Source organism: Psychrobacter sp. CX18, assembly GCF_057396215.1.
On sequence record NZ_JBXYJH010000012.1, the window covers coordinates 43,337 to 65,931 of the forward strand.

The following is a 22,595-nucleotide window of genomic DNA, read 5'->3' on the forward strand; positions in this document are numbered from 1 at the left end:
ACTTTGTTACAACTGAATGCGGTAATTTAGCGATAGAAACATTTTTCTAAGCTAATTGTGTGCTTTAGGGGTTTGAAATTCGTGATTTCGGGTGTTAAGCTATGTAAATCTTGTCGGATATATGTGATCGGCGATATCAATTATATAGCTTAACTGTGAAGTTTTAGTAATCCTAATTAATCGTAATACTGTATAATTTCATTTATTATTAATACTTTAACTAAATAATGCTTGTTCAAACTACGCTTATTTAATGTTCATTCGTTTAATTAAAGTTTGTTTAACCCCAGTCAATTTTTGGATACACCCTATGAAATTAATTAAAGCCACTCTTTTTACTGCCTTATTAGCCACTACCGGTATTGCCCAAGCTGAATTGACAGCAAACGTTCCTTTAGACGTGTCTCGCTTTGAGATGATGGACATCAATGAGTTAACGACTCGTGCCACTCAGGGCAGTGACCATGCTCAGTTTTACTTAGCGAAGCGTTATCAAAAAGGAATGGGCGTTGCTAAGAACCCATTAAAAGCAATCGAATGGTATACCCGTGCCGCTAACCAAAATGTGACCCCCGCCCAATTAAACCTTGGCATCATGTATGCCCGTGGTGAAGGCGTTGCAGTCAATGAGCAACAAGCTCGTTATTGGCTAGAGCGAGCGGCAAAACGCGGCGATAACCGTGCCAGCTATACGCTTGCCCTAATTGATGAAAAGCAGCATAAGCTTGTTGATGCCTACAAATGGTATGAGCTATCGGCGCGTGATGGCATGTTAAATGATGAAGTTCGTACTAAAGCGCGTGGTAAAATCGGACAATTAGCGCTAAACTTATCTAGCTCTGATGTGGCTTCTGCCCGAAATCAAGCAGATAGTTGGTTCCAAAGTGAGTAAGCCTTAAAAACCCTTATAGGTATAAAAAAAACCCAGCAAATAAGCTGGGTTTTTTGTGTCATAAATATACTGTATGTAAACCTAATTCTTTCATAGAACTAAGACTAAAAACGAGACGATTTAATTAAACGCTTACTTAGTCTCGTTAAATAACTCACGTCCAATCAGCATACGGCGTATTTCACTGGTGCCAGCGCCAATTTCGTACAGCTTGGCATCCCGCCATAAACGCCCCAATGGATATTCATTGGTATAGCCATTACCGCCAAAGATTTGGATGCCTTCTCCTGCCATCCATGTGGCTTTTTCAGCACACCATAAGATGACGCTAGCACAATCTTTACGAATCTCACGGCTGTGTCCTTCACCGCGACTATCTAGTAAGTCTAAGTTTTTACCAACGGTATAAAGGAAACTACGTCCCGCTTGTAAAACAGTATACATATCAGCCACTTTACCTTGGATAAGCTGAAACTCACCGATAGGTTGTCCAAACTGCTGACGATCATGGATATAAGGAATGACATTATCCATTACCGCTTGCATGATGCCAATTGGTCCTGCTGCCAATACCGCACGCTCATAATCAAGACCACTCATCAACACTTTAACACCGTTATTAAGACCGCCTAAGATATTTTCTTCTGGGACAAATACATTTTTAAAGATCATCTCACCAGTATGGCTACCACGCATACCCAGTTTGTCTAATTTCTGAGCAGTACCAAAGCCTTCCATACCTTTTTCAACTAAGAAAGCGGTGATCCCTTTTGCACCAAGATCAGGATTGGTTTTGGCATAGACCACCATCACATCGGCATCTGGACCATTAGTAATCCACATCTTAGTACCGTTTAAGACATAACCACCGTCTTTGGCTTCAGCACGTAGCTTCATGCTGGTGACATCAGAGCCTGCACCCGGCTCGCTCATAGCCAGCGCACCCACAAACTCGCCTGAGATTAATTTTGGTAAAAACGTCTGCTTTTGATCGTCATTACCATTACGCTTAATTTGGTTAATACACAAGTTTGAGTGGGCGCCATAGCTTAGACCCACAGAGGCAGACGCTCTGCTAATCTCTTCCATCGCCACCATATGTGCAACATACCCCATATCAGCTCCGCCGTATTGTTCAGGGACGGTAATGCCATGCAGGCCAAGCTCACCCATCTTCTGCCATAAGTCCATCGGAAACGCATCGTTGCTATCAATCTCAGAAGCACGTGGCATAATTTCTTTTTCAGCGAAGCTTCTGACTGAATCACGAAGTGCTTGAATGTCTTCGCCCAATTGAAAATCTAATCCTAGTAAACTCATAACTATCCTTTTTTAATTAAAATAAACGGTTTAAAATGAACTTTATAAAAAGACACGGTATAAAAATTAACTGTATAAAAACGTACTTGTTAAAATAAAATTATTAAAATGTACTTATATACATGAACTTATTAAAATGTACTTATTAAATAGTAAGGTCTCACTGTCTAGCGTCTTGACAAATTAACAACTGAGCATCATTGACTTAGTATCATCGACTGAGCAGCGCAGTGGCGACCTTTGAGCCGTTTTTACGACCCAAAAAGTCACTAATACGTTGACCCACTACGCTTAGTTTATCTAAATCAATACCTGTCTCGATACCCAAACCTTGAAGCATATAGACCACATCTTCTGTGGCCACATTACCGGTTGCGCCTTTGGCGTATGGACAGCCGCCTAAGCCTGCGACAGAGGTATCATACTGAGCAACACCCAGCTCTAGTGAAGTCAGAATATTGGCCAATGCTTGTCCATAGGTATCATGGAAATGACCCGATATATCCTTTACATCGATATATTGCATCGCAGCTTTCAAGGCATTTTGCACCTTAATGGGCGTACCCACACCGATGGTATCTGCCACGCCAATATGCTCTGCCCCGATCTCAACCATTTTTTTGGTGACATAAGCCACTTGACTCGGCGCAATGTCACCTTCATAAGGACAGCCGACAGTACATGAAATAACACCCCGTACTTTTATACCGGCCTCTTTTGCCGCCGCCGCCACTGGGGCAAAACGGTCAATGCTTTCATCGATACTACAGTTTATATTTTTTTGACTAAAGGTTTCGCTGGCAGAGCCAAAGATGACCACTTCATCGGGAGCAAACGTCAGCGCATTTTCAAAGCCACGCATGTTTGGGGTTAACACTGAGTAAATGACATCTTTATGACGGGCATTAGCCTCATTAATCAGTTGCATCAGCTCACTATTATCCCCCATTTGGGGTACCCACTTAGGAGACACAAAGCTAGTGGCTTCCAGCTTTTTAACACCCGCGTCTATCAAGCCTTCAATCAGCTCGTATTTAATATTAGTGGGCACGGTTTGTTTTTCATTTTGTAGCCCATCTCGAGGACTGACATCCACAATCTTTACTTTATCGGGGTAATTCATCTGTGTCACTCTTATTTTAAAAGCTCAAATTGTAAGTATAAAGGGTCTATTAATTGACAATTTACTGTTATACCAAACCTATAAAGCAAACTTTCGAGGAAGGCGAGTGTAAACGCTACACATAGTAGGTACAGTGAGCCTGACCGAATCTAACCAAGATAGGTTATTTTGTAGAAAAGGTATTAGATTATTCAGTATCTAATCGCAGTAACTCATCGCCATCCGCTACTAAATCACCTGGAGAAAATAATAACTCAGCGACCACGCCATCCGCTGGCGCATTAATCGTGTGCTCAATTTTCATGGCCTCGATCACCGCCAATGCCTGACCTTGCTTGACACGATCACCTTCTGCCACTCTAAATGCCACAACCTGACCTGGCATGGGTGATTTTAAACTACCCACTGCCTGAGTATCACTGTCAACATGCGCCATGGCATCGATTAAGGTAATGCTACCACTGCCCTCGTGACAAAATACGTACACTTTTTCGCCTTCTACCCAGCTTTGCGCCTTGATTCTTTGACCATTAAGCCATAGCACATAGGTATTGTCATCGGTCACGGTGTACAAGACACTACCGCTATATAGCAAGTCGCTACGCGGGGTATGATCACTCCCAAGCTGTGACTCTATAGGCTGCGGTTGATTAACGTCTTCATCCGAGGCTAATTTTCGGATACGCAGTTCAAAGCAGTCACTGTTTGCCTCTTTGGCTAGATCATCCGCTTGATTATGGCCATTATCACAGCCACTGATTACGGCCACATAGCCCTGAGCATCCTCCCCTTGATTCAGCACTAAATTAAACTGTCTCTGATATTCACTAAATCCTCGCCAGCCACTAAGTTTGGTAAAAGGGTCGTGGCAAGGAGCGTGGCTTTGATGCGTCATAGCGCGCACTGACGCTTGCTCTTCTGTTAATTTATTAATAATCGCAGTCGCAACTAACATCTCAAGGGACAGAGGCTGCTGATGAAACAACACCTCTTTTTCACGCTCAATTAAGGCAGTATCAAGCTTAGCCTGACTAAAAGAATCCGTGGCTAACACATGACGCAAAAAGGCCACATTATTAGGTAGCCCAACAATACGCGTTTGTGCTAAGGCTTGGTCTAACTTTGCCAAAGCCTGCTCACGGGTTGGTGCATGGACGATGAGCTTGGCGATCATTGAGTCATAAAAAGGACTGATCACATCGCCCTCTTCTACCCCATCATCTACCCGCACTGTACCTACACTAAACTTTGTATGTGTAGGCTTACGATAGGTCAATAAGCTACCGGTCGCGGGTAAAAAGTCATTGTCAGGGTTCTCAGCACAAATACGCGCCTCAATGGCATGACCGTTTATGAGCAAATCTTGTTGACGCACAGGCAGCTCACCTCCTGCCGCTACTACTAGTTGCCACTCGACCAAATCCATCCCTGTAATGGCTTCTGTTACTGGGTGCTCCACCTGTAAACGGGTATTCATCTCCATAAAGTAGAAATTCATCTCAACGTCGCCGTTATCAGAAGGACGCTGCTCTACAATAAACTCAACCGTACCTGCTCCGACATAGTTTACCGCACGTGCTGCGTTAATTGCTGCGGTACCCATCGCCTCGCGCATTGCCTCATCAACATTTGGTGCGGGCGCTTCTTCCAATACTTTTTGATGTCGTCGCTGTACGGAACAATCACGCTCAAATAAGTGCACATAATTGCCATGACTATCGCCAAATACTTGAATCTCAATATGGCGGGGATTTAGCGCATACTTTTCGATCAATACCGCATCGTTACCAAAGCTGGTGGTTGCCTCTCGTCGGCAGGAATCGAGTAAACTGATAAAGTCTTCTCGACGCTCAACCAATCGCATACCTTTACCGCCGCCGCCAGAGCTAGCTTTAATCAATAACGGATAGCCAATGCGATCCGCTTCCTTAAGTAAAAACTCGGGATCTTGGTTGTTGCCATGATAGCCTGGGATTAAGGGAACGCCTGCAGTCTCCATTAATTGCTTTGACTCAGACTTCAGCCCCATTGCCGTAATCGCCTCGGCAGAAGGGCCTATAAATACAATACCTGCATCCTGACACGCTTGCGCAAAAGCAGCATTTTCACTCAAAAACCCATAGCCTGGATGAATCGCTTGTGCCCCAGTATCCTTTGCAATTTGGATTAGTGCATCGCCTTTGAGATAGCTATCTTTCGGTGACGAACCTCCTAAATATACAGCCTCGTCACAGACGCTGACGTGCTTTGCAAAGCGATCCGCGTCAGAATATACCGCTACCGTGCGGATACCCATTTTTTTGGCGGTGGCTGCCACACGGCAAGCGATTTCTCCACGGTTTGCGATTAGTATTTTTGAGAACATGACTTTCCTTATCGTTTAATCTATATAAATGCAAAATTAGTATTATTCTTATGCTGATACTGATGTTAATAATAGGGTCTGTTGAATGGTTTGGTTTTTGCCTATATCTTCTTTGCATAAACCTAGAGTTATATCACTTAAAAGAGAATCTTTAGTACATATTTCAAGTCAGGTAATGCTTCAAATTTTTCAGGCTTTGTCTTCGACTCTGAATTTGACTTCGACTCTGATTCTGATGCTAGATCAATCTGATGCCAACTCGACTTGTTGCTTAAGCATAAGTGAGCAACCACTTCTACAGAGGTTTGCTGATTATCTAACTCAAGTAGGCCAACAGGTATCCAGTAGTACTGATTGGCGAATATATTAGGCACAGGACAGCCACAGTTGCCACAAAAGTGTGCGCTAAACCCTGTCTCTTTCAGCCATGCTTTTATGTGTCCCTTTTTCACCCATTTAAAATCAGCCATTGGAATGATAGTTGCCGAATTAGAGCTGGAACCTGTTTGCTTTTTACATAACGAACAATGGCATTGATAAATTTTCAACGGGTTGGTCTTAATATCGCATGCAAATTCCGTATCGCCGCACAAACATTTACCATGAATCATAGTATGCTCTTTAGTGTCTAATGTTTAAGTTGCCAGCCAATTTGGCTTACGCTTTTGTAAGAAGGACTGCACGCCCTCTTTGCCCTCAATAGAGGCTCTAATATCGGCAATACCCTCGACAGTATGCTCAATAAGCGCATCATCGATTGTCTCACCTGCCACACTTTGCAACAGCTGTTTGCACACCCTAACGGCATTAGGGCTATTGTTGCTTAGCTTTTTGGCAATCGTTGCAACGGTGCTATCCAATTCATCAGCAGGCACACACTCATGAATCATGCCGATACGATGTGCCTCTTGAGCATCAAATACTTCTGCGCTTAGGAAATAACGGTGCGCGGCTCTGGCACCCATCGCTCTTATCACATAAGGGCTGATGGTGGCCGGGGCTAACCCTATACGCACTTCACTTAAGCAAAAGTTAGCCGTTTCCACAGCGATCGCAATATCACAAACGCAGATAAGTCCAATTCCGCCCGCATAGACATCACCTTGTATCGCCGCAATGGTTGGCTTAGGACATTCGTAAATAATCTTTAACATCTGCGCTAACTTATCCGCATCGGCAAGATTTTCTTCACGGCTATAATCTGCCATCGCACGCATCCAGTTTAGATCCGCTCCAGCACAAAAGGCTTTACCCTCAGCGGCTAGCACAATAGCTCGCACCTGATCATCTTTCCCTAATAAAATAAAGGCATCATGCAATTCAGCAATCACTTCATCATTAAACGCATTACGTTTGTCTGGGCGACTTAGCGTCACCGTAGCGATATGGTTGTCTTTTTTTAACGTTAAGGTTTTAAGCTTCGCTAAGGGTTTTAATTGATAGGGCAAACTGTCGGTCATAAATTTCTCGTTAGTTACTTTTTATTACTTCCATCGTATTACTAATAACATTCATCTTATAACACTGACTAATGTATTTGACTCAACACAAGATAAGGTCTACATCCTAAACACACCAAATTTGGTCGCTTCAATCGGTGCGTTATAAGCGGCGCTTAAGCCAAGTGCTAATACCTTACGCGTATCCACAGGGTCAATGACGCCATCATCCCACATCCTTGCACTGGCATAGTAAGGGTGACCTTGCTTCTCGTACATCTCTCTATAAGGCGCTTTGAATGCCTCTTCATCCTCAGAACTCCAAGTGTCCCCTTTACGCTCGATATTATCGCGTTTTACTGTGGCGAGAACCGAGGCAGCCTGTTCTCCACCCATTACTGAAATACGGGCATTCGGCCACATCCATAAAAATCTAGGACTGTAAGCTCTTCCGCACATACCGTAGTTCCCCGCCCCAAATGAGCCGCCAACTATTACTGTAAATTTTGGCACATTGGCATTGGCTACCGCCATAACCATCTTAGCGCCATGGCGAGCAATACCCTCATTTTCATATTTACGCCCTACCATAAAGCCGGTGATATTTTGCAAAAATACCAACGGAATTTTGCGTGAGCAGCACAGCTCAATAAAGTGAGTCGCTTTTTGCGCCGACTCACTAAATAAGATGCCATTATTGGCAATAATGCCAACTTTCATACCTTCGATATAGGCAAAACCACACACGATAGTAGTCGCAAAACGTGCTTTAAATTCATCAAATTCACTGGCGTCAACAATCCGAGCAATAATTTCACGAATATCAAAGGGCTTGCGGGTATCGGTGGGAATGACACCGTATAGCTCTTTGGCATCATAATTTGGTGGTCTTGGGGTGATCTGATTAGGGATATATTTTGGGGGACGATTTAGATTACCCACGATATCGCGCGCGATTGACAGAGCATGTAAGTCATTTTGAGCAAGATAATCCACGACACCAGAGAGTCTAGTATGCACATCACCGCCACCAAGATCTTCAGCGCTGACCACTTCACCCGTCGCCGCTTTTACCAGTGGTGGACCCCCTAAAAAGATAGTCCCTTGATCTTTCACAATAATAGACTCATCACTCATGGCTGGCACATATGCACCGCCTGCGGTACAGCTACCCATCACCACTGCAATCTGAGGAATACCCGCGGCACTCATATTGGCTTGATTAAAGAAAATACGACCAAAGTGCTCCTTGTCGGGAAATACTTCATCTTGATTGGGCAGATTAGCGCCTCCTGAGTCCACTAAATAGACGCAAGGTAGGTTGTTTTCTTTGGCAATCTCTTGCGCCCGCAAATGTTTTTTGACGGTCATCGGGTAGTATGTGCCGCCTTTGACGGTGGCATCGTTGCATACAATCATGCACTCAATCCCGTTAATACGACCAATACCTGCAATAACCCCTGCTGCTGGAATGTCATCATCGTACATATCAAACGCGGCCATTGGGGCAATTTCTAAAAAGGCCGTGCCGGGATCCAATAAGCGCTCAACACGCTCGCGTGGCAGCAGCTTGCCACGAGCCAAATGCTTGGCTCTTGAACGCTCTGGACCACCTTGGGCAATCTTCTGAAGGTGAGCGTGTAAATCATCTACGACAGCCTGCATGGCGGCGGTATTGTCGGCAAACTCTTTTGAGTTTGGGCTCAGCTTACTGGTAATTGTGACACTCATGACATCCCTTATCTGCGGTTTTGATATTCTGCGGTTTTGATATTCTGCATTTTTATATTCTAAGTTTTAGGTATTCGGTATTGCGGTTATTTTGTGACTTAAATTCAAAGTTTTAACCTAAACTGTTAATAATTGATTTAAGTCGTCGGTTTTGTAATCGGCATTTATTAAAGTCTATGACACATGCCAATCTATCTTAACTCTTGAATGTTCAACAGACCCTAATAATACCAAATAAATTAACCCTTTAATTAGAATTATTGGCGGCTGAGTTACAAGCCCAACTCTTCAACCATCATCTCAGCAATTTTATACTTCTGAATTTTGCCAGTAATAGTCATAGGATACTCTTCTACGAAGCGGTAATACTGAGGAATTTTATAATGAGCGATATGGTCTTTACAGAACTGTCTAACCTCCTCTTCGGTAAGCTCAACGTTTTTCTTAGGTATAATCCAAGCCGCTAAGACCTCACCGTACTTCTTATCAGGTACCCCAACGATCTGAACATCACTGATTTTTGGATGACGATACAGATAGTTTTCAATCTCAACCGGATAGATATTTTCACCACCACGAATGACCATATCTTTACTGCGGCCGACGATCTTAATATAACCTTCTTCGTCCATGGTTGCTAAATCACCCGTATGCATCCACCCATCCTGAATAGCTTCACGGGTTTTAAAGCGACTGCCCCAATAGCCTTTCATGACTGAATAACCTCGAGTTAATAGCTCCCCCGTTTCTCCAATAGGCACTACTTCACCTGTTTGGGTATCAACGATCTTTACCTCTATATTGGGTTGTACCAATCCTACAGTTGAGACCTGCTTATCTAAAGGCGTATGTTTGTTAGTCTGACAAGATACTGGGCTGGTCTCGGTCATCCCGTAGGCTATAGTAACCTCATCCATGTGCATCTCATCTATCACACGGCGCATTACCTCAATAGGACAGCTTGAGCCTGCCATAATACCAGTACGTAGGGTAGACAAATCGAATGTATTAAAATCAGGATGATCTAATTCAGCAATAAACATGGTTGGAACACCATGCAAGGCGGTACACTTTTCATCCTGAACGGCTTGCAACACGCTCAATGGCTCAAACCCATCATTTGGATAAACAATACAGCCGCCATGAGTGAGTATCGCTAGATTACCAAGCACCATACCAAAGCAATGGTACAGTGGCACTGGGATACATAATCGATCCTCAGCACTTAGGTCCATTGCCTCACCGATAAAATAACCGTTATTTAGAATATTTCGATGGGTCAAGGTGGCGCCTTTTGGCGTCCCAGTCGTGCCACTAGTGAACTGAACATTGATAGGGTCTGTTTTTTTTAGTTGTGACTGGCGCTCAGCGATTCTAGGATCATTGGCATCGCCTTCTGCCATCCACTCTGAAAACTTCTGCATAAAGCTGAACGTTTCATCGGTGTCAGGCTCATCAATCCAGATAATACGCTCTACGGTAGGAATCTCGACCAGATCAAGCTGAGTATAGGTCTTATGGTAAATCTCTGGGCATAATTCGCGAACAATATTGGCATAATCACTGGTCTTAAAGACGCGCATCAATACTAAAGCAGAACAGCCTAATTTATTCAAAGCATATTGAAGCTCAAAACTACGATAGGCCGGGTTAATATTCACCAAAATAACCCCAACCTTAGCCGTGGCCAACTGCATCAATAGCCATTCTGCATTGTTATGCGACCAAATGCCCACACGATCACCGACCTCAAGCCCCATCTCAATCATGGCGCTGGCCAATTGATTTACTTTTTGCTGCAGCTCTCGATAAGTCCAGCGGATGCCTTGATGACACACCACTAAGGCTTCCTTATCTGGATATTTTTCGACTACGGCATCAAAAAAGTCACCGATGGTTGCCTCGATTAATGGTACCTTTGGACCATAATCATAGCTGGACTTGAGTGGCGCATTGGCCGATTTATCACCCATACTAACGCCTTGAATCGCATTAATATCAATATTTCTGGAAGACAATGAAGCGTGGGGTGAAACACTGTTTGAAGAGCTGGTAGAACGACCCATAACGAATCCTTTCGTTGTTGTGTGTTGTGTTGATGATATGAAATAGGCAGCTTTTGTTTATTTACTAGTCCTAAATTAAACAGCCTTAAGACTAATCAAATTAAGCTACTCTATATTACCTAAATCCCTGTAGAAATATATTAAATAAATCGCTTGTAATATCACTAGTTTTTAATAGAGTCTGTTGAAAATAAAAAGCGTTTAAATACGGTTATTTTCATAAGTACTAATTTAAATTTATCAAAAAACATAGCTTTGAAAATAAATTATTTTAAAACAAAAGGTTATCTCGAAAACATACACTTAATCCTTGAGAATACAGTTGTTTACTGTAGTAATAGTAAAACGTTATCCTAAGCACTGTCAACCAATGACACATATCCTATGAGTTTTCACTAGACAGACCTAACAATGAACCCTAAATTTATCATTATATTCAAAATTATTAAAAAAAACGCTAGTAAGATTAAGCTTAAAACTTTCTTTCTCTTGCCTTATTCTAACCTTCCCTCGCCTTTTTAATATTGATAAACTGACAATCATCCCCATTATAAAATACACTTCAAACTCACCTATTTAGCACTGATCGCTTGACCCGCTAACCCTTCATATTTGGTCGTTGTACACAAAACTTTGTTTGTTATTAGCAATACTTAGTTATTATTCAAAAATAATGAGCTTTTAAGCATAACGAATGAGGAAACGACAGTGCCAAATAACCTATTGAGACACGCTATGACCGAACTGACAGACTTACGCCAACGTTTCTTTATCCAAGACTCACCTGTTCGTGGTGATGTGGTGCGCTTAAAGCAAACCTATGCCATGATTACTTCCCAAAAGGACTATCCAGAATCTATCAAACGCTTGCTAGGCGAGATGCTTACCGCCGCAAGCTTATTAATTGGTACCCTTAAAATTGAGGGGACTTTATCTATTCAGTTGCAGTCCTCAGATGAGACCAGTCTTTTAAATTGGGCGATGGCTGAGTGTGACCAGTCAGGTATTATCCGTGCCCTTGCTAGCTGGAAAAATGACACAGCTGAGCAGCAACAACGTTGGGCAAATAAAACCACCGCCAATGACGCTTTCGCAGAACTTGGCGCCGTGGGAAAAGGGGTGATGTTTATTAATATTCAGCCCCATAATGGTGAGGCGTATCAAGGTATTGTCGAACGTAGCCACGATAATCTAGCAGAGTGTTTGGCACATTATCAATTACAGTCTGCTCAGATACCGACTTTGATAAATTTGGCGTGTGATGGCTTGCAAGCAGGCGGTATTTTAGTGCAAATGCTACCCCGTACTGCTCAGGAAAGTTATGAGATTGAGCAAAATGAAAGTGCGGGTATTGATGATGATTTATGGACCCGTTTAACACTATTAACGCGTACGGTTAAGTTTGATGAGCTGACTACCCTTGACGCCAATGAAATTATTTACCGCTTATATAATGAAGAAAGAGTAGTCGCTCCAGATCCCGTCACTCTTGAGTTTGGGTGTACCTGTTCTCGTGAAAAATGTGAGGCCGCTATCGGCCAAATTGGTGAAACAGAAGCCTTAGACATTATTGATGAGCAAGGTGGAACATTTGATATGGACTGTGGATTTTGTGGCTCGGTTTATACGTTTAATAAAGCCGATATTGAACAAATATTCAAATAACTATTCAATGATTTTTGATTAATTAACCCATTACTATCAGTTTACTAATAGAAACGGGGTGTCTTAACGACACCCCGTTTCTTAATTATATTAGACTGCTATTGTTTTAAACCACCACTTCCAAATCGTTATCAGGAAATGACTGGGTACGCAGCGCCAATGACAAATCAGTTTTACCATTATCCATTAACCAGTATACAATCTGTTCATGAACGCGTTTGTCATACTGTAAATTAAAGTGATTCACCCCATAAAATACTGCTTTATGACCTTCAGGTACTTGTAGGTTATGTTCTCCTGCTTTTTCTCCTAGTGCAGATTCGATTGTCACTAACCCATCCCCTACTATGTTACTGGCTTTTGAGTCATATATCCCTTCGGCGATTGATGCTGCTATACAAAAAGTATTGATGTGGCTAGGTAGCTTAGCAGGATGACGAAACTCTTCTGGCAATACATCGCGGTTTTCCAAGTATTTCCAGTCCTCCTCCCGCGTGCTGCCGTGACGCAGGTCGATAATACCGGCACTACGGACATCTCCCATTTTGGATAGAGAACCTGCAAAGGGCACATCTCCGATAATATCTAACACATGGTAGCTAATACGTTCAAGTCCAGCACCCTGATGCGGTGTCCCTAGTGTCAGCAAATTACCCACTCGATCTACCCAACTTAACCCCTGATTCTCACCATAAAATAATGCGCTACGCGAGACCAACCCTCCCATACTATAGCCAACTAGGTCAATCTGAGTGATGTCAGGATTTTTATCGACCAGATCTTGTAGCAGTTGTGCAAAACACTGCCCATTTTGAGAGATGCGTCTGCCCGTATTATAATCTAAATACAAAACCGTCAGCTTGGTAGACTCCAGCGCTATTGCCTCACCTAAGCAGTCCTCTTCACAAGGATTCCAACTCAGATAGCTCAGACACAAACCATGACAAAGGATGACCACCCGCCCAAATACTTCGTTACGCTGAGGTTGCCCATATCTATCATACAAAATCATCGGAACCGCTAAAGGGTTATGCCGGCTCACCAAATGATCGCCCATCATACCATTCATGACATTTGCCAACTGCTTTAGCTTATCAGGTAACGGTCTTTTACCACGCGGGGATAAGTTATTACGATAAAAGTTAACGCTGGTCTGAGTGATCCCCTGTCCAACATGGTTCATACTAAAGCGAACCATATTGTACATCTGCCTGATAAAGCCTTGCTGCCAGCGGTTGAGATGAAATTCATTAAACAAACCTAAAGGTCTAAGAATTATCTCGGCATGAATGGCCTCCACAATCTCAGTTATTTCAACGACACCCGTTGTGGTCAGCTGCGCTAAACCTTCAAAGAAATCACTTAAGGATAACGGCTCTTGCTCAATCGTTGAAAAACAGTGAGTAGATGCCAGTTTCGTGATTTCACTAATATCGAGCTTATCTAAATTATCAAGCTTTTCAGTTAGCTCATCGAGATAAACAGGGCTACTTGGGGTAATAAGATCGCATTTTTCATATAATCGATAGTCATGCGGGGAGATTGATTGAGACATAGATTGATTGGTCATAGTTTTATTTTATTTAGTATTTTATGAGTTGTCTTTAAGACACAGTATTTATATTATATTTTAATCATTGAATATACTATCTTTTTAAATTATAAACTTATTATTCATAGTATCTTTATGTTACTCATATTATCTTTTCAGACATACACTCGCATAAAGTAAATTTAAAACTCGCATATAACACTCATAAAAAAGGAACCCCAAATGTTCATTTGAGGTTCCTTTTAACTGAAATATACTATTTGATTGTTGATACTATTTGGTTAAAGATAACCAAACTTATTAAGCGTTATCAACACGTAAGCCTAAATAGCCAACGGCAGCACCGTACCTGTCTTTGTAATTACGTTTAACCAGTGGCATAACATAGGGAGCAACCTTAGTATTCTTTTCCAAGTCATCACCGGGATGCTGGAAGTTACTCATGATGTAGTTATAGCCATTGATTTCATCAATAGCATGAAGACCAGTTGACTCGGCACCAGCTGGCGTCGATAGAATACGGCTTAGCTCATGGGTGTCTACGTTGTAGGCCCATAAGAAGTTATTCACATGAGTACCAGAGTCTTCACCAATGAACAATGTACGCATTTTTTCCGAATACTTGATGTTATCTGGGCATGAGATTTTGTCTGGATGCGACTTATTACCCAGCGCATCTTCAGCAATATCTTCGCCTGCCAAATTCATAGGTACTGACATACTAACAGGGACCCACTCAGAATTAATCATGCTGTTAGTATTGATGGCCTTTTGACCGCCTCTTAATTGATGCGCATAGACCGCCCCTGATTTATTTTGTGCCACATGCACACCATAATCGCCATACTTAGCAGGATCTACCATCGACTTCTCGATACGCGACATCGCAGAATAGGCGACTTTGTCTTTAGTATTTACGGTCGTTCCTTCCATCTTAGTGAACGCCATAGAGGCGCCTTTAAGGGCGGCATAACGATGGGTTTCTAAGAATGCTGCTGCTTTTTCAACATGTTGATTATTTTGATTGAGTTTCACCCAGTTTGGCTTACCATTGTAGAAAATCTTGGTGAAGCTGGCGTCATTGGGATCTTCATATTTCACCGTCATGATGTCGTTAGGCTTGAAGGTATTCGCCATCGCTTCAATCTCAGCGCTGGTGGCATGACCTAAATGAATCCACTGCGTGGTGAACTCACCTGTACCCACCCCTTTTGGTGAAGTTTGATTGATCTTAGCGACATACAAATTACCGGCAGATAAGTCACGTGGCTTATCCGCAACAAACATAAATAAACCGCCATTAGTCGTATCATCACCCATTAATGCCGTACGCTCATCTGGCATCATCTGGATTAATTCATGAGAAATACGACCTAAGTTATAATGTTTTTTGACGAAACCAGTACCATCTGGATTAACAAATACTTCTGGCAGGTGACCATAGTGATATGGATTGGCTTTGTTTTGATCACCAAACAAGGCTTTACTAAAGTCTAAGAACTTACCGTCATCTTCTTTGGCTAGATTATGCGCATCTGGCTCATATTCTTCTGACGATAAATGCGTGCCCCAAGGTGATAAAGAGGCGCCACAAGTAATCCATAAGCCATGTACGGGCGAGGTATCAACATTATGATACTTAACCAGTTTAAGCTCACCAGTACTTGGATTTTGATCTAAAGTTAATACGGCAATGGGTGAAGGCAGACGGCCCCAAGTGTCTTTGCCAGATCGGTCCATGCTGGCGTATTCAAACTGTACTACTGCAAATACTGGGTTGCCTTGGACACCTGGTACTTTCGCACCTTTAACCGTAATTAACGACGAGCCATCAGGGCAGTTTGAGTAAAATGGAACAGGCTGACCGGCTGAAGCATCATACAAAGGTTGGTTATTGATATTATAAAGCTGACCGGCACGAGTTGTACCGCCTTTGCCATCTGGCACCATGTCACCTGTAATAAAAAATGGGGTGTACTCTAGATCGAATAGTTGCTGACTACCATCATTAAAGGTGGCCTGCATTTTTGAGTTGACATATACCGTTGCCATCTGCTCTGGATTTGCTAGTGATGGCGCTTCCATACCAATAAATTTGACGTTCTTGACCGCTTTTGTCAAAGGGGTCATAGACTGCGCACTGCCAACTTGATTCATCTTAGTAGACGTTGTTGAGCAGCCTGCTAGTGGCAGCATGGGAACACCTGCCATAAAGGTGAGAACACTTCGACGGGTGGCTTTGGTCTTTAATAAACCTTCATCAGTCTTGTCGTTATTGTTATTGTTGGCTACTACAGATGTCATAAGTCACTCCTTAGGGGGATAAAAAAGCTAACAGTAGATGGCTAAATTTAGTGTTTCAAAATTTGAAAGGTGCATATTTTGTGTTATTTACACAACTCTGCGTACTAAATAAATACTCTTAAATATCGTATTAAATGAGTAAAAATTATGATCCAAACCATTTATAAGTCATTTTTAGAAACACAACTTATCAATATTTAATAAATTTTTACAATAGATACTTTTTTAGAATAATGTCATAGACTACTTACTTTAGATGACAACCCGCTTAAGATTTTATGACATAAATGTGACAATGGTCATAAAAACGCCACCGCTCATTATCAATGAGGGGCGGCTTGGATTACTTATAACCGTTTTAGAGATCTAAGTCTTGATTTAATAGCTTGGTTTAATAGCTTGGTTTAATAGCTTGGTTTAATAGCTTGGTTTAATAGCTTGGTTTAATAGCTTGGGTTAAAGGACTGGATTGACAGCTTAGATTAGAAGCATGGATTGACGGCTTAGATCACAGAAGCTTGCCACTGATGCTCGCCTAACTTTAATACCAACTTATCTCCAGCATGTAACACACCGACACCGCTAGGCGTACCCGTCATGATAATATCCCCCGCTTGTAAGCTAAAGGCATAACTGATCTCACTGAGCAGCTCATACACTGGAAATAGCATGAGCGCCGTATCGCCATCTTGAGCCAACGTCTCATTAATCCATAACTGATACTGCACACTGCTAAAGTCACCACAGAACTCAGCACTGACCCAGTCGCCTAATACACAAGCACCGTCGAAGCACTTAGCACGCTCCCAAGGATAGCCTTTTTGTTTGAGCTCAGTTTGTAAATCACGTAGGGTTAAGTCCAGTCCTACTGTTACCTCTTTAACAAGTCCCACTGTATTTTTGACTTGTTCAACAGAAGCTGCTTTGATATCAGCTCCTAAGCGTAGGCACAGCTCTGCCTCATAATGCACTTCATATGCGTTATCACGTGGAATATCTTGAACGTGACTTGCAATAGGGCTATCAGTGCGAATAATGCTAGAGGCAGGCTTGATAAATAGAATGGGCCGTTCAGGTATAGCATTACCAAGCTCGGCAGCATGGGCCGCATAATTACGCCCAACGCACACTACTTTGCCACTGGCTATATTTTTTGCCATGTTAATGTCACCGCCACTGGCATCATTCAGTTTCGTTTCATTGATAGGGTGTTCATAATTTAGGCTCATAGTTTCGCTCACATTCAATGACAACAATTAGGGTGATGATTTTAATACGACTATAAAAAACAAAACAGCCAGCATATATTAAATGCTGGCTGTTTCAATATTAAGGTACCGTCGTAGTCACCACATCAGGGGGCACATAATTAGTATGTCGATTCATACGTTTTTCAACCAAACGGAATATAAGTAATATAATCCAAGTCAATACTAAATAAATTACTCCAGCGGCAAATAACATTTCAATAGTAGCATAGGTCCGAGAACCAACCGTTTTAGCAACATTCATAATCTCGACAACTCCGATCGTCATTGCTAAGGCACTACCTTTAAGCATAAAGATAACTTCATTGCTATAAGCAGGAAGCATAATCGAAAAAGCTCGGGGCAAGGTTATACGTTTCAATTTTTGTAATTTTGACATGCCAATAGCATCAGCTGCTTCAAGCTCGCCCTCCGGTATCGACTGAATTGCACCGCGAATAATCTCTGCAATATAAGCACTTGTGTTTAGAGTGAAAGCAATAATGGCGCACCAAAATTTACTACTAAAAACAGGGTCCCATAAGAATGAATTTCTAAAAAATTCAAACTGCGATAATCCAAAGTAAATCAGAAAAATCTGTACCAATAAGGGAGTACCACGGAAGAAGAAAATATAGGTAAATGCTAACCCTTTCAAGAATATATTATTGGATAATCGCATTAATGCCATACCCAAACCTAAGAGCAGACCAATAAAACCAGACAGTACTACTAGTTCAGTCGTTGGAATAACGCCAGCCAATAATTCGGGAAAGTACTCATAGATGACCTTCCAGCTCCACTCCATTTCGCCTCCTACTGTTTCGTTAAATTAATAGGAAAGGAAGAAGACTGTTTATTCAGCTTTTTGGAATAGCGTGCAGCTGGATTAGCCCGCCATTCTAACCACATCACGATACCTGTTATAAGTATCGTCAGCCCTAAATAAATGATGGCAGCAGCCATATAAAAAGTGAAAGGCTGTTGAGTCGCTTGTTGACCACGGGTGGCTTGATACATAATATCTTTTAAACCCACTACTGAAACTAAGGCAGTATCTTTCAACAATACTAAAAATAGATTGCCTAACCCTGGAAGGGCAACTGTCCAAACCTGAGGCATGATAATTCTAAAATAGACTTGCAGGGGCCGCATACCTAAGGCTTCGGCAGCCTCACGTTGTCCTTCAGGAATTTCTAAAATTGCCATACGAAAAACTTCTGTCGCATAAGCGCCAAAAGCTATTGATAAGGCAAGAACACCAGCTAAAAAGGGGCTAACCTCGACATAGTCGTTATAGCCAAACTGTTTAAGTATAGCCATTATGATTAAGGAGCCACCATAGTATATAAATAATACTAATAGTAGCTCTGGGATACCTCGCATAGTAGCCGTATAAATTGTAGCTAATTTACGAAAAATCCATACCTTTGATAATTTGGCAGTTGCCCCAAGGAGTCCAAGTATTAAACCAATTAACAGACTATAAACAGCAAGTTTAATGGTAACGAGTGAACCACCAATTAACAGATGACCAAAACCTTGTAAATCCAACACGTTGTTTGGTATCCCATATTAAAACTATCAAATGCGTTAAATCAAACGCAGTCTTATAATTATTTATCTTCAATGACAAAGTGTTTTTCTACAATGTTGTCATATGTCCCATTTCCCTTTAAAGTAGAGAGAGCAGTATTGAATTTACCTTTTAAGTCATCATCACCTTTACGCACTGCTATACCTATATTATCATTAATATCGATTTCAGTACCTGTAAGGGTATAATCGGTATTACCCTTACTCAGCCAGTCAACTGCGGGTGCTTTATCTGATAAAATAGCATCGACTCGACCCGCTTCTAAGTCTAAAAAGGCATTGGTCATTGTTTCATGTAACGCAGCTTCTGCGTTCGGTACATTTTCTTTCAGCCAATCTGCAGCAACTGTAGTACGCTGTGTCGCTATGGTTAAGCCTTCAAGAGAACTTCTATCATCTGGATTGATGTTGCTGTCTTTTTTCGTGATAAATACCAAAGAGTTTTCAAAATAAGGATCGGTAAAATCGACTTGTTCAGCCCGATCTTCAGTAATCGACATACCTGCTATAATAGCGTCATATTTGCCAGCCTTTAACCCTGGAATTATACCATCCCAATCCTGAGCAACAACTTCACATTTAGCTTTCATCTCATCACAAAGGGCATTGACTAAGTCCACATCAAAACCGATTAAATTACCCTCATTATCAACAGCATTAAATGGAGGGTATGCGCCTTCAGTGGCAATTTTTATAGATTGTGTTGAATCAGAAGTCACTGCATCTGACTCACCCGTTTTGCTATTATCATTACAGCCAATGATTAATGTCATTGAAAGCGCCATGGTTGCCGCAGCAATAGGTCTTACTAACTTGCTTAAGGTTGATTTAGATGCAGTATTTGAAGTGTTCATTTAACGATCTCTCAAAATAAATAAGAAGCAGTGGAAGTATAAATATAAGTCATATACATCAAAATAAAACTTTCAAATCCAAATCAAACTTTCATCATAAGCTTTGCTATCGAAATAAGCTTTGCTATCGAATTTAGCTAATGGGCTCAAAAAATTAAGCTTAAAAATAAATTTATGCCTTTAAATGACTTATATAAGGGTGTAGGAAATAACGTAAATCAAAGTTTGCATACCGTACTGACTTAATAATTAACATTAATGATTGATATAACTAATATTTTATTTGAAAATATAAATACAAAATCAGTTTAAATTAAGTGTCAATTTTTTAGTAGCTAAACTAAAAATTTTAAAGTCCAATATTTAAATTGGATAGGCATATAGCGTTACAGTAGTTTGCAAATTGATACAAAAAATAATACCTCAAATACTATTTAAAAACAAATAAAACTATTTGAGATTTTGCCTTTATACTATGATGTACTGATAAATAGCCTAAATTTTAATTGAAAATACTAAATTAATTCTTAAAAGCTTTATTAACTAAACCCTTTATTAAGCCATTTACTGTTTATTATTAGCATCTGCATGATGCGATGCCATAAATTCGCGAACGCGTGGCGACGTCGGATTATTAAAGATCTGGTCAGGGGTGCCGGCCTCTTCAATACGACCTTGATGTAAAAACACCACTTGTGAAGATACATCCCGTGCAAATCGCATTTCGTGAGTCACTATCAGCATAGTGCGACCTTCCGCTGCCAAGTCCCGCATAACTGACAGCACCTCATTGACCAGCTCTGGATCGAGGGCAGAAGTCGGCTCATCAAACAATAAGACTTGAGGGTTCATAGCCAGTGCACGTGCAATGGCCACACGCTGACGTTGACCACCCGACAAATTAGCAGGATAGGCTTCTCTTTTATCAAACAACCCTACTTTTTCAAGCAAGGCTTCAGCGTCACTAATGGCCTGATCTTTACTCAATTTTAATACTTGAGTGGGTCCTTCAATGATATTTTCTAAAATGGTTTTGTGTGGCCATAAGTTAAAATTTTGAAAAACAAAGCCTACACGGGCGCGAAAACTTTCTAACTGAGCCCTATTAGCCGCTTGTAACTCCCCAGACTTGCTAGGCACTAGCTTTAAAGATTCACCGCCTAAAGTAATCGTGCCTTGGTTTGGCTTTTCAAGTAAATTAATACAGCGCAGTAAGGTCGATTTACCGGAGCCGGATGACCCCAAAATGGATATCACATCGCCATCATAAGCAGTCAATGACACTCCTTTTAACACTTCTAGCGAGCCGTAACTTTTATGAATATTTTGCAAATCAAGGGCAATAGGTCGATCTGAAGTAGTGTGTGGCATAAGCGTGGCGTGCATCCGAAATGAGTTAGCGTCAAGTTTAAGGGTAGGGTTTTAATCTAGGTTAGAAGTTGGGTTAACCGTTGGGTTCAATATTAAGATAGCTAGTTTTTTAATAGAAGATCCAACAAGATATATTGTCGCTTAAAACCTGCCCTATTAGCAAATTTTAATCTCAAACCGTTTGTTTTTCACGAGACTTCTAATTGATAAAATATTCAAAATGCTAAGTAAGTCGCATCGTTTAATCTTCTATAAGTACTTTTATAAGTACTTTATCTGTAAGGAGGGATTATACCGTTATTTTGATGAATAAAAAAAAGCCTTATCTATCGTCATTATAAAACAATTGACGACACATAAGGCTAATACAGTTTAACTATTAAAGCTCCAATTCAAGAAAACTATTCTCTAAACTATGCTCTAAACTATATTCTAAACTATGCTATAAAACATGCCCTAAATTGGAGGCTTACTTAATTTTAGAGGGGCTAATAAAAGCTTATTAGCGCTTACCCTATTCGTACTTCAGCATCTGTAAAACGTATGGCGACTGGTAGTCATTTATTTGCGTAAGTCCACTAAATATGTCAGCTTGATACATTAACAGAACAAGTAAGTAGATCAGTAAGTAGAAACGTGCTCTTCTTTTTCAGTCCCATCAAGTACTTGATCATCCCCTATCGTACTTGCATCGTTAGTATCCGATTGACTTGTATCAACAGAATTAGCATCTGTTATATCAGTATCTATGCTCTTAGCTTCGTTGGTTTCAGTTTCTACGGTTGCAGACTCTGTCGGTTCGTCAACCGCTGTAGGTTCCTGCTTTGAGTTATCACAAGCAGTTAGTCCCATACCTAATAAACTGACGGCAAACAATGGCGTTAATAATGATTTCATAATTGTTTTCATAACAGTACCTCGACACTAGATATTTAAAGTTTTACAGTCATAAGTTTATTTCGAACGCTTTGCTAGCAAAGTATACATAGCTATACACAATAAAACTCACTAACTAATCAAAACTTGCTCACAAGCCGCTTTCAAAATTATCAGCTATCAAAATTGTTAAT

At 41.2% G+C, this 22,595-nt stretch carries 17 protein-coding genes; 2 read left to right on the plus strand and 15 right to left on the minus strand.

Going from position 1 to position 22,595, the window contains the following annotated elements:
- Positions 1-310: 310 nt before the first annotated feature.
- On the plus strand, positions 311-892 hold the full coding sequence (locus AC2SLT_RS10215; protein WP_486547551.1) for a tetratricopeptide repeat protein: 582 nt from the start codon (positions 311-313) through the stop codon (positions 890-892).
- Positions 893-1,024: 132 nt separating this feature from the next.
- On the opposite strand, the gene AC2SLT_RS10220 is transcribed toward AC2SLT_RS10215, so the two are convergent.
- The 7 genes from AC2SLT_RS10220 to AC2SLT_RS10250 all read right to left on the minus strand — a co-directional run bounded on the left by AC2SLT_RS10220 (position 1,025) and on the right by AC2SLT_RS10250 (position 10,843).
- Positions 1,025-2,212 carry an isovaleryl-CoA dehydrogenase gene (locus AC2SLT_RS10220; protein WP_486547552.1) on the minus strand — a complete coding sequence of 396 codons (1,188 nt, stop codon included), beginning with the start codon at positions 2,210-2,212 and terminating at the stop codon, positions 1,025-1,027.
- A 211-nt stretch (positions 2,213-2,423) separates the two neighbouring features.
- Entirely contained in the window at positions 2,424-3,335 is a 912-nt protein-coding gene (locus AC2SLT_RS10225; protein ID WP_486547553.1) for a hydroxymethylglutaryl-CoA lyase, read from the minus strand.
- Positions 3,336-3,522: 187 nt separating this feature from the next.
- Positions 3,523-5,700 (minus strand): acetyl/propionyl/methylcrotonyl-CoA carboxylase subunit alpha, encoded by a 2,178-nt coding sequence (locus AC2SLT_RS10230; protein WP_486547554.1) that lies wholly within the window; start codon positions 5,698-5,700, stop codon positions 3,523-3,525.
- Positions 5,701-5,837: 137 nt separating this feature from the next.
- Positions 5,838-6,311: a GFA family protein gene (locus AC2SLT_RS10235; RefSeq protein ID WP_486547555.1), complete on the minus strand. Its 474-nt coding sequence runs from the start codon at positions 6,309-6,311 to the stop codon at positions 5,838-5,840.
- 24 nt (positions 6,312-6,335) lie between these two features.
- On the minus strand, positions 6,336-7,160 hold the full coding sequence (locus AC2SLT_RS10240) for an enoyl-CoA hydratase/isomerase family protein (protein WP_486547556.1): 825 nt from the start codon (positions 7,158-7,160) through the stop codon (positions 6,336-6,338).
- A 99-nt stretch (positions 7,161-7,259) separates the two neighbouring features.
- On the minus strand, positions 7,260-8,870 hold the full coding sequence (locus AC2SLT_RS10245; RefSeq protein WP_486547557.1) for a carboxyl transferase domain-containing protein: 1,611 nt from the start codon (positions 8,868-8,870) through the stop codon (positions 7,260-7,262).
- A gap of 272 nt (positions 8,871-9,142) precedes the next feature.
- Positions 9,143-10,843, minus strand: a complete 1,701-nt coding sequence (locus tag AC2SLT_RS10250; RefSeq protein ID WP_486547638.1) for an AMP-binding protein — start codon at positions 10,841-10,843, stop codon at positions 9,143-9,145.
- Positions 10,844-11,671: 828 nt separating this feature from the next.
- Here AC2SLT_RS10250 and hslO point away from each other — a divergent pair.
- Positions 11,672-12,601 carry an Hsp33 family molecular chaperone HslO gene (hslO, locus tag AC2SLT_RS10255; protein ID WP_486547558.1) on the plus strand — a complete coding sequence of 310 codons (930 nt, stop codon included), beginning with the start codon at positions 11,672-11,674 and terminating at the stop codon, positions 12,599-12,601.
- 106 nt (positions 12,602-12,707) lie between these two features.
- Here the strand turns inward: hslO and AC2SLT_RS10260 are convergent, their stop codons facing one another.
- The 8 genes from AC2SLT_RS10260 to AC2SLT_RS10295 form a co-directional block, all read right to left on the minus strand.
- Complete coding sequence (locus tag AC2SLT_RS10260) at positions 12,708-14,156, minus strand: PGAP1-like alpha/beta domain-containing protein (RefSeq protein ID WP_486547559.1); 1,449 nt, start codon at positions 14,154-14,156, stop codon at positions 12,708-12,710.
- Between the two features lie 297 nt (positions 14,157-14,453).
- Positions 14,454-16,364: a PhoX family protein gene (locus AC2SLT_RS10265; protein WP_486547639.1), complete on the minus strand. Its 1,911-nt coding sequence runs from the start codon at positions 16,362-16,364 to the stop codon at positions 14,454-14,456.
- Positions 16,365-16,960: 596 nt separating this feature from the next.
- Complete coding sequence (locus AC2SLT_RS10270; protein WP_486547640.1) at positions 16,961-17,617, minus strand: fumarylacetoacetate hydrolase family protein; 657 nt, start codon at positions 17,615-17,617, stop codon at positions 16,961-16,963.
- Between the two features lie 169 nt (positions 17,618-17,786).
- Positions 17,787-18,512 carry an ABC transporter permease gene (locus tag AC2SLT_RS10275; protein ID WP_486547560.1) on the minus strand — a complete coding sequence of 242 codons (726 nt, stop codon included), beginning with the start codon at positions 18,510-18,512 and terminating at the stop codon, positions 17,787-17,789.
- 8 nt (positions 18,513-18,520) lie between these two features.
- A complete protein-coding gene (locus AC2SLT_RS10280) occupies positions 18,521-19,261 on the minus strand; it encodes an ABC transporter permease (RefSeq protein ID WP_486547561.1) in 741 nt (246 codons plus the stop codon).
- Positions 19,262-19,320: 59 nt separating this feature from the next.
- A complete protein-coding gene (locus tag AC2SLT_RS10285; RefSeq protein ID WP_486547562.1) occupies positions 19,321-20,154 on the minus strand; it encodes a transporter substrate-binding domain-containing protein in 834 nt (277 codons plus the stop codon).
- Positions 20,155-20,718: 564 nt separating this feature from the next.
- Positions 20,719-21,525: an ABC transporter ATP-binding protein gene (locus tag AC2SLT_RS10290; protein ID WP_486547563.1), complete on the minus strand. Its 807-nt coding sequence runs from the start codon at positions 21,523-21,525 to the stop codon at positions 20,719-20,721.
- Between the two features lie 621 nt (positions 21,526-22,146).
- Positions 22,147-22,422: a hypothetical protein gene (locus AC2SLT_RS10295; RefSeq protein ID WP_486547564.1), complete on the minus strand. Its 276-nt coding sequence runs from the start codon at positions 22,420-22,422 to the stop codon at positions 22,147-22,149.
- Positions 22,423-22,595 lie beyond the last annotated feature (173 nt).